12 protein-coding genes are annotated in these 12,193 nt (G+C 36.6%); 6 read left to right on the plus strand and 6 right to left on the minus strand.

All coding sequences use genetic code 11. The annotated features are described in order from the left end of the window. Positions 1-105: 105 nt before the first annotated feature. Complete coding sequence (rpiA, locus tag MOC86_RS01535) at positions 106-771, plus strand: ribose-5-phosphate isomerase RpiA (protein WP_268582852.1); 666 nt, start codon at positions 106-108, stop codon at positions 769-771. 84 nt (positions 772-855) lie between these two features. On the opposite strand, the gene MOC86_RS01540 is transcribed toward rpiA, so the two are convergent. The 4 genes from MOC86_RS01540 to MOC86_RS01555 form a co-directional block, all read right to left on the minus strand. Next, positions 856-1,350 (minus strand): hypothetical protein, encoded by a 495-nt coding sequence (locus MOC86_RS01540; protein ID WP_061803402.1) that lies wholly within the window; start codon positions 1,348-1,350, stop codon positions 856-858. A gap of 164 nt (positions 1,351-1,514) precedes the next feature. Further along, entirely contained in the window at positions 1,515-2,609 is a 1,095-nt protein-coding gene (locus MOC86_RS01545; protein ID WP_268582441.1) for a glycosyltransferase, read from the minus strand. A 148-nt stretch (positions 2,610-2,757) separates the two neighbouring features. Next, entirely contained in the window at positions 2,758-3,474 is a 717-nt protein-coding gene (locus MOC86_RS01550; RefSeq protein ID WP_326847698.1) for a BclA C-terminal domain-containing protein, read from the minus strand. 192 nt (positions 3,475-3,666) lie between these two features. Further along, on the minus strand, positions 3,667-4,302 hold the full coding sequence (locus MOC86_RS01555) for a hypothetical protein (RefSeq protein WP_268582442.1): 636 nt from the start codon (positions 4,300-4,302) through the stop codon (positions 3,667-3,669). A 241-nt stretch (positions 4,303-4,543) separates the two neighbouring features. Here MOC86_RS01555 and MOC86_RS01560 point away from each other — a divergent pair, with 241 nt between their 5' ends. After that, positions 4,544-4,747 carry an alpha/beta-type small acid-soluble spore protein gene (locus tag MOC86_RS01560; protein ID WP_026009588.1) on the plus strand — a complete coding sequence of 68 codons (204 nt, stop codon included), beginning with the start codon at positions 4,544-4,546 and terminating at the stop codon, positions 4,745-4,747. Positions 4,748-4,822: 75 nt separating this feature from the next. Here MOC86_RS01560 and MOC86_RS01565 read toward each other — a convergent pair whose 3' ends face one another. After that, on the minus strand, positions 4,823-5,413 hold the full coding sequence (locus MOC86_RS01565) for a DUF4937 domain-containing protein (RefSeq protein WP_268582443.1): 591 nt from the start codon (positions 5,411-5,413) through the stop codon (positions 4,823-4,825). 204 nt (positions 5,414-5,617) lie between these two features. Between MOC86_RS01565 and MOC86_RS01570 the strand changes: the two genes are divergently transcribed. The 4 genes from MOC86_RS01570 (at position 5,618) to MOC86_RS01585 (ending at position 11,355) form a co-directional block, all read left to right on the plus strand. Next, positions 5,618-6,685, plus strand: a complete 1,068-nt coding sequence (locus tag MOC86_RS01570; RefSeq protein ID WP_268582444.1) for an MHYT domain-containing protein — start codon at positions 5,618-5,620, stop codon at positions 6,683-6,685. Further along, positions 6,619-8,181, plus strand: a complete 1,563-nt coding sequence (locus MOC86_RS01575; protein ID WP_268582853.1) for an EAL domain-containing protein — start codon at positions 6,619-6,621, stop codon at positions 8,179-8,181. Before MOC86_RS01570 ends, MOC86_RS01575 begins: the two co-directional genes overlap by 67 nt. A gap of 509 nt (positions 8,182-8,690) precedes the next feature. Continuing rightward, positions 8,691-9,989 (plus strand): glycosyltransferase family 2 protein, encoded by a 1,299-nt coding sequence (locus MOC86_RS01580; protein WP_268582445.1) that lies wholly within the window; start codon positions 8,691-8,693, stop codon positions 9,987-9,989. A 16-nt stretch (positions 9,990-10,005) separates the two neighbouring features. Then, positions 10,006-11,355, plus strand: coding sequence for a nucleotide sugar dehydrogenase (locus tag MOC86_RS01585; RefSeq protein WP_268582446.1), 1,350 nt, complete (start codon positions 10,006-10,008; stop codon positions 11,353-11,355). 370 nt (positions 11,356-11,725) lie between these two features. Here MOC86_RS01585 and MOC86_RS01590 read toward each other — a convergent pair whose 3' ends face one another. After that, positions 11,726-12,193: a VanZ family protein gene (locus MOC86_RS01590; RefSeq protein WP_268582447.1), complete on the minus strand. Its 468-nt coding sequence runs from the start codon at positions 12,191-12,193 to the stop codon at positions 11,726-11,728.

Consider the following 12,193-nt stretch of genomic DNA (forward strand, 5'->3'; position numbering starts at 1 on the left):
GAAATTATAGGAAAAGAAAGATGAAGAATAGAGAAGATGATTTTTCTTTTCAATAAGAACGATGTTATAATAATGATGAATTTTATGCGGAAAAAAGGTGAAGAAATGATTGAAAAGAAGGCAGTTGGAGAAGCAGCAGCACAATATGTAAAAGACGGCATGGTCGTTGGACTTGGAACGGGATCGACTGTTTATTATACGATTCAAAAGGTTGGAGAATATGTAAAAGAAGGAATGAACATAAGAGCTATTCCTACATCAGAAGAAACTAAAAAGCTAGCTCTTGATCTCAACATACCTCTTGTAACATTTGCTGAAGTAAATCACCTTGATGTTGTGATAGACGGAGCAGATGAGGTGGATTGTCATTTTGCGCTTACAAAAGGAGGAGGCGGAGCTCTTCTTCGAGAAAAGCTGATAGCTGATGCAACAGATTTATTTATCGTTGTGGCTGATTCAAGTAAAATGGTAGAAAAGCTTGGGAAGTTTCCTCTCCCTGTAGAAGTAACGCCGTTTTCATGGGAAAGAACAGCCCGACAAATTGAAGAGCTAGGTAGTATTGCAACACGTCGATTAAATGGAACAGAGCCTTATATTTCAGATAATGGAAATTATATTTTAGATTGTTCTTTTGAGATTATCGAAGATCCAGAGGGATTATCTCAGAAGTTAAACAGAATTCCTGGCGTAGTCGAGAATGGGTTATTTGTCAACATGGCTAAAATTGTTTTTACTGTTGAAGAGGGCAAGGTAGTAAAAAAGATGAAATAGCATAGGAGGACAGGTGTTAAGAAAAACGCTCCTTTGTAAATAAAAAGCTTGTAGAAGGAATTTCTACAAGCTAAAGTGTGTTGTTTAAAGTTCATATGGTTCCTGTTTTAATAGTTTTCCATCTAGCTCAGATCCTGTAGCCCGATTAATTTCTTTAACAAGATGTTTATACTGGTGAAGAGAGTTAAATTGGTTAGGTTTGGAGGTCTCACATCTGATCGAGGATGCAGCACCATTTCGATCAGTAAAGAAGATTGTGAGATTTCCATAATACCTATTTACACTATTTCCATCTGCACTTTTTTCTTTCTTAACAACTTTTGAGTACTCAGCCATTTCTACTCTATGTAGGGGAATGATGGCAACTTGATTAATCATCACCTTATCATGAAAAAGTTCAATCCGTCCTACTTTGTTTTCCTCTATTCCTTCAGCTCCATGAACATGACCATAGATCGTAGGTTTCATGCTGTCATCGTTGTAAGAAAACTCCTGTTTTTGCTTGTTTTTGTAGGAAACGTAAAGCACAGCCACAACGAGAATGACTGCGATGACTAAAATAAAAAATGCTACTCCCACCCTGATCACCTCATCTAGTAAGTTTGTCCGTTAACACATCTTTATCCAATCATACCATAATTCATTATAAATTCCGTAGATAGTTTATCAATGTTCAAAAATGTAATTATAAGGTTAGTTTAGTTAAAAAGTTCCTTAAGACATATGTCTTAAGGAACTTTTGGTTAGTTCTTGGAAAAGCGTTTTTCAAAGTATTCTTTGTTATATAAAACAGAAGGATTAGTAGGGGCATACTCTCTAGCTTTTTCGTTATGTTCAAATGCTTCTTCGATGTTGCCAATACGATCATAGCACACACAGAGCTGAATATGAGGGATCCAAGTATAATAATCTTTTTGAACAAACCCACCTGTATTTTCAGCTCGTTGTATATCTAATTTAGTTGCTAAATCATACCAGAAAATAGCTTTATCAATATTTTGCTGAGTTAAATAAATATATCCTAATTTACAGCAATGTTCGGCTCTGGGCAAATCATATTCAAAGGAGCGTAGTGCAGCTTTAATAGCTTTGTCTTGTTCATTTTTTCTTATAAATATTTCTGCTAATTTATCACAAGCTGAAATGCAATCTTCACTCCATCCAAGTCCGCTCTTTAGAAACTTCTCATAATGAGCTATGGCTTCATCGTATAAAGAATGATCAAAGCATTCATTTGCATAGTAGTACAGGTCACGTGGAGAAAAAGTTTTTCCATCTTTTAAATTTTGTTGGTAAATCTTTAGATTTCGATCACTTTTCTCTGTCTTTGTGCTGCGATGTGTAACGGCCGCATCTTGTCGAATGATCTTTCCTCCGACAGCTAAGTATTCATGCACAGCCCCAATCCATTGGAAGTTTCTTGAACGCTTTACAAGTCGATGTCTCTTAGATGAGAAAGTAACATTTCCACTACTATCAAAAGCGAGGTTATAAGGCATCATTACAGCATCTACTGATTGATCAAGTGTTTGTTTTAGCAGGAGAAGTTTTTGAAGATCATCTTTTAAAATAACGTCGTCTGCATCAAGCCATAAAATGTAATCTTTAGTTGCTTTGCTAAACGCAAAATTTCGAGCCTTTGCAAAGTGATGAACCCATTTGAAATCAAACAGCCTTTTCGTATAGCGGCGAGCAAGTTCTTTTGTTTTATCAGTTGAGCCTGTATCAACGATAATTATTTCATCACAAAGCTCTTTTACACTGTCCAGGCATCTTTCAATTGTATCTTCTTCATCTTTTACAATCATACATAAGCTGATGGAGACCATGTTGTTCACCCTTTCGCTTCTAAAAAGAGATAATGAAGAAAGGCGCATTGTAACGTTGCGCCTTTTCTTCATTACTTATTTTATTATTGTGAATAAAATTGGTGCCTATTTTTTCTGTGAATTTGCTACATTTTTTATTTCATATAAAGTTTGTTGACTATTCTACTCGAATAATGGTTAAGGTAGCTCCGGCTCCGCCAGCGATTAAAGTTGCGAGACCTACAAGCCCAAAAAATTGAAGAGAAATAGTACTACCTGCATCAAGTGGTACGATTACATCATTGTTGAAGCTGGTGAGACCAACTACTGGAGCAATAGTCGAAGGAAGATTTCCTGCACCGTTTATAACAAGTCTAGTGCTTACTAATAAAGCAGCTGTAATATTGATTTGGTACGTGATATAGTAACGTCCTGTTGTAGGGACAGTAAATACAGTATTTCCAGCATTGGCAGTAATCCCGCCACCAATGTCCTGTATAGGAAGCGCAATGTTTGTTCCGCCTAAAACAACAGCATATACTGATCCACCTGTGTCAACAGCATTTAGAGAAGTAGCTGTAACGGCTGTTCCAGTAGCACCTGTTGATCCAGTGAAGCCCGTAAGCCCTGTTGGCCCAGTAACGCCCGTCGCGCCTGTAAGTCCCGTTGGCCCAGTAGCACCCGTGACACCGTCAAGTCCTGTTGGCCCAGTAACCCCGGTGATACCCGTAAGTCCCGTTGGTCCAGTAACGCCTGTGACACCGTCAAGTCCCGTTGGTCCAGTAACGCCTGTGACACCGTCAAGTCCTGTTGGTCCAGTAGCACCCGTGACACCGTCAAGTCCCGTTGGTCCAGTAACGCCTGTGACGCCTGTGAGTCGTTGGTCCAGTAACACCCGTGGCGCCAGCAGCGGCTAAAAGCGTATAGTCTGGTGACGTATCCGGTGTGCCCATAGGCGCTGCAATATCAGTGATATAAAGACTACCGTTATAGGTAACGACTTGCCCAGCAGGATAAGAAGGAGCTGCCGCTGGATCGAAAGGAACGACGCCGTCAAGTCCAATGCCCGTCGCGCCCGTAAGCCCTGTCAGTCCAGTAACGCCCGTGACACCCGCAAGTCCAGTCCCGTTGGTCCTGTAATGCCCGTCGCGCCGGCAGCAGCTAAAAGCGTATAGTCTGGCGATGTATTCGGTGTACCTGTAGGCGCTGCGACATCTGAAATATAAAGACTGCCATTATAAGTAACAACTTGCCCTGCTGGGTAGAAAGGCGCGCCAGCTACACTAAAAGGAATAACGCCGTCAAGACCAATACCTGTAGCCCCTGTCGGTCCAAGTGCACCGGTATTCCCTGTTGGCCCATCCGTACCAGCTGAGGCAAGGAGCGTATAGTCTGAGGAAGTACTTGGTACACCGCTTGGTGAAGCAGTATCAGTAATATAAAGACTTCCCATATAAGTAACAATTTGTCCTGATGGATAGAAGGTTGCTTCAGCCGGATCGAAAGGGACTACATCTTGTAGCCCAATCCCTTGAGGGCCTTGAGGTCCCCTAGACCCTGGTGGCCCAGCCTCTCCTAGAGGTCCTCTAGGTCCTCTAGGCCCTGGTACTCCACTGACATCCTCACATCTAGACTTACATTTATCTTTACCCCTTTGATTTCTTGGTTTGTAACATCCACAAAATTCTTTTCTTCGTCTACAATTGTTGCAGCGAAATTCCATATATTCACCTCCAACAACATCGTATTCAAAGAACGTTAGAGGGTGTGTAAAAAAATGTATTTTATGAAATTCCATATTGTTGAGTTTTTAGTTGAGAGGTGAATTATGTAAGGAAAAAGAGAAGTAGTTAGAATAGTGGATATATAAGATGCAAAATTTCCTTTTCATCCAAACATTACATAGTATTGAGGATAGGAGAGAAAGACATATTAAAGGTATAGAAACAAAGGAGGTGAAAAACATGGCAAACAACAACAACAGCAGCAACAAACTTGTTGTAGCAGGTGCTGAACAAGCAATCGACCAAATGAAGTATGAAATTGCTAGCGAATTTGGTGTGCAACTTGGAGCTGATACTACTGCTCGTGCTAACGGATCTGTAGGTGGAGAGATCACAAAGCGTTTAGTTGCTACTGCTCAATCACAATTAGCTGGTCATAAATAATATGATTTGTAACATCGTTACAGAATCAAATATCATGGCTTAGGCTACCCGCTTAGCGGGTAGCTTTTATAATGTTTAAGAGGAAAAGGTTTGTAACACTGTCCATTCTTTTTCTAATTTATAGATGTTTTGTTGTTGAACAGGGATTTTATTTTTTTGCAAAACATGCTTTGTAGCATCAGGCGGCGCGTATCCAAAGAGAGATATGAATGTACTTGTATGCTTATCAGCAAAAACAAAGGTGCTTAAACAGCGATCTCTTTCTGATATGAGAGTGAAAGGAATAAGGCTTTTATCGTGATTGTTATGAGCAATAGAAGTAATCATCATATAGTTTGCTCCAACAATACTTGAGCGAGTGTGATGATAGACCCCTTTTACAAATTGACCATTTGAAGACAAAATAGTTTCTAATTTATCGTATGAAGCTTTTTGCCCGTGCTTATAAAAAATATTATCGTGAACATCATTCATAAAAGATCGATAACTATCAGTGTCCTTCCATATACCAATAATACAAGCATCTGTTGGTTCTACAATATTCCACCCACCAAATTGACCTAAAAACCCTTCAATATGTGTAAGAGCGCTCCAATGTTTTTGAGAATAAGAAAAAGCATAGCGTTTATCTTGCTTTACGAAACTGTTTATCACTTTGATTAACATTATCATCACCTTTAGATACTTTCTAGATAATAATTAGGAACTCCTTCTCTTCTATATAGAAAAGTCTAGGATTTATAAACAGGATATAGGAATGATCTAAAATATTTAAAATATACATTAGGAGGAGTTTAATTCTTAACAATATCTTTTTCTGACCGATATAGAAGTTAGAAATTAGTGCATGTTAAGAAAGGAAAGAACAATATGAACGATGCTGGGCCTTTTCACGGGCACTATAATGTGTGGCTTGTTTTTCTATCATTTGTTATTGCTATGGTTCCAGCCTATGCGTCATTTAGTTTTGCAACCCGACTTAGGTTTCAATCGAAGCAAGGAAAGCAAATTTGGCTGTTGAGCGGATCTTGTGCACTTGGAATCGGGATTTTGTCAATGCATTTTGTTGGAATGCTTGCTTATTCTCTACCTATAAATATGCCTTATCATATAGGATATATCATTGTTTCAATTCTTTTTGCAACGGGTGGCTGTTACTTGGCTTTAGCATATATTCATTATGGGAAAAAACCTTTATTTACTTTATTATTTGCAACTTTTTTTATGGGTAGTGGTATTGTTCTCATGCATTATATTGGAATGAGTGCGATGGCATCAGTTATAGTGTCATATACTTCCTCAAAAGTTTTGTTATCTATTTGTATTGCTTTCATAGCATCGTTTATCGCCTTGAGGGTAGCATTTTATACTAACTATAAACTAACATGGAAAGTGAAACTAATTTGCGCGGTTTTCATAGCAATAGCCATTACAGGGATGCATTATATGGGAATGAACGCGGCTCAGTTTTATCCGAAAGAAGTGGATACAGAGGTGGGCTCATATATCAATCCTGCTTTCTTTTCAGTTGTTATTGCTATTTTTATTATGACAATGTTTTTAATGATTTTCCTTACTATATATATGGACGAGCGGACTAAACACCAGCATACTCTTCAACAAGCTATTTTTCATTCTTCAACAGAAGCTATTTTCATTACGAATGAGGAAGGAAACATACTTGGTATAAATGAAAAAGGTGAAGAGTTTTTTCATATAAAAAAACAAGAAGTAAGTGGTGAACCTATTACTAATTTTTTGTCTTTTTTAACAAAGGTCTCATCCTCTCCTCAAGATCAAATTTATAGCACTGTATTTATTAACGATAAACAATATCGAATTTGCGTTAACATCACGAAAGCAACTTTTGAATTTATGGAGCAGTATATTATTTCAGTAAGAGATGTAACCGAAGAACATTTACAAAAAAACAGTTAGAAGAAGCAACGAATAGATATCGCAGTCTTTTCGATGTTTCTCCGCTTTCAATTGTTCTTCATAAGGGAGAGGAATTTATCTCTGTTAATGCTCGGTTCTTAAAAATGTTGCACTTTGAACATGAGAAAGAAATTGTCGGACGGAATATTACAGAATTTATAGATAAAAATCAGCGTCAACATATTAAAAATCGAATTGATCAATTTATGAAATTAGAAGACGAGGATAGCTTTTTTATAGATGAAGTGAAAGTGAAAACGAACCAGAATCATCACCTTTCAGTTCAAGCAACGTCGATTGTGATTATTATGAATGGGGAAAATTATATTCAAACAATTACTCATGATGTAACGGAAAATCATCGTGCTAAAGAGACACTTCAGTACTTGAACTCTCATGACAGTTTAACAGATCTACCAAATAGAACACTTTTTCATCAAATTGTTAAGCAAGATTTATGGAAAGTGCAACAAGAAAATAAACAAGCTTTTATGCTCTCAATTGATATTGATCGCTTCAAGCAAATTAACGATGCTATTGGTCATCATGGTGGAGATCAGGCATTAATTGAAGCAATAAGAAGAATAAAGAGCTGCTTGGGTAGCAATGATACGCTTTCTCGAATGGGGGGAGATGAGTTTATGCTGTATTCCTCACAAGCGAAAGAAGAAGTATTTCAGTTAGCAGATCGCCTTTTAGAGGTATTTGTACAACCATTCATTGTTAATAAGTACAAATTGTATCACAGTATTAGTATTGGAATAAGTGAGTTCCAAGAAGATGGAGTTACAGTCGAAACGCTAGTACGAAACGCAGATCTTGCAATGAACGAGGTAAAGAAGTTAGGGCGAAACGGTTGGAAATGCTACGAGCCCCTTATGAAGACATATGTAAATAGAAGAATGGAAATTGAAGATGGGCTTAGACAAGCGTTAAAAAGAAACGAGTTTGTGCTTCATTATCAGCCGAAAGTGAACATTATAAAGGGAGAAATCGTAGGAGTGGAAGCCCTTATTCGCTGGAATCATCCTGAAACGGGATTTTTATCTCCAGGCGAGTTTATTCCTATTGCAGAAGAAAGTGGACTTATTGTGCCAATGACGCAGTGGGTACTCAGAGAAGCGTGTTCTCAAGGAGTACGTTGGAAGGAAGAAGGTTTTTCTTCTTTAAAGATTAGCGTTAATATTGATGATTTCGGAGCAGGATATTCATCCTTTAGTTATTTAAAAAGACTTCCTATTCATACGTTAAAGATTGACCGTTCTTTTATTCAAAATCTTTATACAGATTCAAGAGAGGCAGCTATTGTGAGTTCTATTATTTCACTTGCTAAAAGTCTTGATCTATCCATTGTTGCAGAAGGAGTCGAGGAAAGAGACCAAGCTCTTATTTTACATCAGGAGAGATGTGATGAAATTCAAGGGTACTATTTTTCACGTCCTATCCTCCCTGATGAATTGAAGAAAGTATCTGGTGATATGTGGGAAAAAGATTAAAGATTGCCAAAAAGAAAATGTTTCTTCACTTAGCTTATAGGTCCTAATGCTTCATATGTTTATCACTAAGAGAGGCAAAAACATCTGTAGTCTTAGTTAGAAAGATTTAGTTTATAACAAGCAATCTGCGCATCTATGCGAAGAAATATTTTCATAGTAAGAAATAATATCGGAAGAAGTATGAAGATTTAAAAAAGGGAGTTCTCCATCAAGGAGGAGCTCCCTTTTTCTATGTGCTACAAGGAAAAGAAAGCTCTTAGAAAAATAAACAAAGTTCTTTATATGATGTATTTTTATATAATGATTAATCTTTTTTTGTGGTTAAGAGAGGAAAAAATATTCCTTTTTTAACCACCCATTCCAAAGGAAATTATGGGAATAATTACGTTCGTTTGTCTCGTTGACTATTTTTATCTCAGTATAATATATTGTTAGACATGAAAGTTGAGACCAAAACAGAGAAGTTTACTTTGTTTTGTGTACAAGCTTGTAAAGAGGAGGTTAAAGACGTGGATGTACAACCTTTAAAAAAAGAAAAAACGTTCAATTCTAATCGTGATACATATGCGCAAAAAACGATTGTAGTGGCGTTATTTATTGGGCTTGTGTGTGTATTGTTCTATGTAAATGCCACAATCAAAGGAGGATTCAACATTTTCCTTGGCATATATGGGAGCATTATGGTTACATATATGGTTGGAAAAATGGCGCTCTCTTTTTGGTACAATCCTAAAAAAGAAGAACCAATTGAGCAAAAAGTCTCGGCAATTATCCCCTGCTATAATGAGAGTCCAGAGTCAGTTATGGCTACTGTAGATAGTCTTCTTAAACAGGATTATCCAATTGAAGAAATTATGATTATTGATGATGGAAGTAAAGATATATCTGCTTATAAAGCAATGGTGGATTTCAAGAAAGAATATGAGAAAACAGCTCATAATACAGCTCTTATTGTTCATCGTCTAGAGAAGAATCAAGGAAAGCGCCATGCCCAAATTTGGGGATTTAAAAGGGCTAAAGGAAATATTATTGCAACAGTAGATTCTGATGCATATCTTTTTCCTGATGCTATTCGTGAACTTATTAAACCTTTCAACGACGAAAAAGTAATGGCCACAACAGGTCACGTAGGAGCTCGAAACCGAGAAGGTAGTTTGTTTACAAGGCTAATAGATATGCGTTATGACAATGCTTTTCGTGTTGAGCGATCAGCGCAGTCTGTTACAGGGAATATTTTAGTATGTAGCGGGTGTTTTAGTGCTTACCGTACAGAAGTGATTTTAGAAAACATTGAACATTATGAAAATCAAATGTTTTTAGGGGAACCTGTTCAGTTTGGAGATGATCGCTGTCTTACAAACTACGCCATCTTAAAAGGAAAGACTATTTATCAATCAACAGCACGCTGTATTACAGATGTACCATCAACACTTAGACAATTTATTAAGCAACAAGTAAGGTGGAACAAATCCTTTTTTAGAGAAAGTCTTATTGCATTAAAGATCGGTTTTAAAAAACCACGAACATTAATTTGGGTTCTTCTTGAACTTATTATGTGGTTTATGTTTGGTTTTGTCATTATTGGAAGCATTATTATTAAATCCGCCACAATGGGCTATATTTTGTTAGTTTATTATCTTTTCTACCTAAGCTTGTCGGCTTATGCAAGAAACGTTTTCTATGTTTTACGCTATCCACATATCTTTTTGTTAGCACCAATATATGGGTTAATTCATATTTGCATTTTATATCCACTTCGACTTTATGCTTTAGCAACAATTAAGTCAAATGGTTGGGGAACAAGATGAAAAAGGAGGGCTTTTTATGGCTACAACTGAAAAGATGCTTTCTACACTAAGTGAGAAAGCTCAAAATCATCATTACAAGCAATTATGGCAGAAAATTCAGTCTAAGGAAGCGAAGATTGGTATATTGGGACTTGGATATGTTGGTTTGCCAAATGCAGTAGAGAAAGCTGAGAACGGTTATTCTGTTATCGGATTTGATTTAGATGAAATCAAAGTAGAGAAAGTAAACAGAGGGATAAGTTATATTAATGATGTAACTCAGGAGGAACTTCAAAAAGTTGTACAGCACCGCTATTTGCAAGCTACCGATGATTTTTCTCAATTAAAAGAAGTGGACGTTGTTCATATTTGTGTTCCAACTCCTATTGATAAATATAAGCAGCCTGATTTAACATATGTAGAAAGTTCATCACTTTCTATTGCTTCACATGTTTCAAAAGGTACGCTTGTTATTTTAGAAAGTACAACATATCCGGCGACAACGAGAGAATACGTTGTAAAAGCTCTTGAGGAAAAAGGCTTCCTCGTTGGGGAAGATGTATTTGTAGCATATTCTCCAGAACGTATTGATCCAGCAAATACATCCTTTAATGTTAAAAACACACCTCGTATTGTAGGGGGAGTAACAGAGAAATGCACAAAACTCGCCTTAGAAGTACTTGGAGGAGAAGTGAGGGCTGTGTCTTCTCCAGAGGTTGCGGAAATGTCGAAGGTATTTGAAAACACATTTAGATATGTGAATATTGCACTTGCTAACGAGTTAGCTCTTGTATGTGAGCGAATGGGAATTGATGTATGGGAAGTAATTAATGCAGCAGCTACAAAACCGTATGGGTTTATGCCTTTTTATCCAACAGCAGGCGTTGGAGGTCATTGTATCCCTGTTGATCCGCATTACTTGTCTTTTAAATCAAAGGAATATGGTTTTAATACAAGGATGATTGATTTAGCAAATGAAGTAAATGGCAGCATGATTCATTATACTGTACGACGCATTCTTGAAATCTTAAACAATGAAAATAAATTTCTAAAAGACAGCAATATTGTTATACTAGGTGCTTCTTATAAGAAGAATATAGGAGATGCACGAGAATCAGCTGTTTATATGTTATACGAAGAATTAAGTACATTAGCAGCAAATGTAAGCATTCAAGATAATCATGTTGAATCTATAAAGATAAATGATAGAGTAGTTGAAGTAGAAAATGTTAATTATGAAAAAATTAAACAAGGAGATCTTGTTATTATTTTAACAGATCACGATGATGTTGATTATGAACGAGTTGAGAAGAATGCTCAGATTATTTTTGATACGAAAAACGTGTATCAATCTAAAAAGAACAATAAAACCTATTATAAATTGTAAAAAGTCGAGTTGAAAAACTCGACTTTTCTTGTTCAATATGTAACAAAACCTTAGCATTCAGTTCTTTATGCCTAGTTATTCGAAAGTGTTTTTATGGATCTTATTTACTCATTATGGTAAAAAAGAATCTTTTTTCCTATCCCGTATTTATTCCTTATCCTATATTATAGTGATAGTAACTTGCAATTGTAGGAACTTAACGAGATTTAGAAAATGGGGCTCATGTACTAAGAATATGGATAATAAATGATTAGTAAGCAAACTTTGTTAAAAAATAGAGAAGCTCGTAGAAATGAAATTCTTGTCGATAAATATCACAAAGAAAATCAATTTCAGAATTCGATATAAGCAAAAGGCTGCTAAGACATTTCTAGCAGTCTTTTGCTTTATGTATAACTGAACTGCGCTTTTTTCTTAATTTTACGGCCATAAGGATGAACAAAAATGCCGCTAGAGAGTCAAAAACTACGTCCATTATTCTTCCATCCCTATTAACAATAAAAGCTTGATGGATCTCATCAGTGAAAGCAAAAAGAGCAGCAAAAACTGAGGCAAGCCAAGGTGCTTTCTTATTTGGTTTTAAATTCAAAAGAAAAAGCAAACCAACTGATCCAAAAAAGAGGAAATGAGCAAGCTTACGTGCAATAAATTCGGCACTACTATCTATTTCCCAAGGATCATAAAAATCACTTGGAGGAACGAGGATAGTTCCTAGCGTTGCATTTGGTTTGAGCGATGGAGTGTGGACCCATGTTGTTGGATCTGTGGCTTTAATCCCTGGTGTGTTTGAAGCATAAAAGATGCTAACTAATAGGAGAAATAAAAGCAATTTACGCAC

The sequence above is a fragment of the Priestia endophytica genome (assembly GCF_026790145.1).
In the GTDB taxonomy this organism is placed as follows: domain Bacteria; phylum Bacillota; class Bacilli; order Bacillales; family Bacillaceae_H; genus Bacillus_I; species Bacillus_I endophytica_A.

What these genes read in the sequence shown, in the direction of transcription:
- rpiA (WP_268582852.1), top strand. Translation starts at nt 106, where the DNA reads ATGATTGAAAAGAAGGCAGTTGGAGAAGCAGCAGCACAATATGTAAAA.
- MOC86_RS01555 (WP_268582442.1), bottom strand. Translation starts at nt 4,302, where the DNA reads ATGGAATTTCGCTGCAACAATTGTAGACGAAGAAAAGAATTTTGTGGA.
- MOC86_RS01560 (WP_026009588.1), top strand. Translation starts at nt 4,544, where the DNA reads ATGGCAAACAACAACAACAGCAGCAACAAACTTGTTGTAGCAGGTGCT.
- MOC86_RS01565 (WP_268582443.1), bottom strand. Translation starts at nt 5,413, where the DNA reads ATGTTAATCAAAGTGATAAACAGTTTCGTAAAGCAAGATAAACGCTAT.
- MOC86_RS01570 (WP_268582444.1), top strand. Translation starts at nt 5,618, where the DNA reads ATGAACGATGCTGGGCCTTTTCACGGGCACTATAATGTGTGGCTTGTT.
- MOC86_RS01585 (WP_268582446.1), top strand. Translation starts at nt 10,006, where the DNA reads ATGGCTACAACTGAAAAGATGCTTTCTACACTAAGTGAGAAAGCTCAA.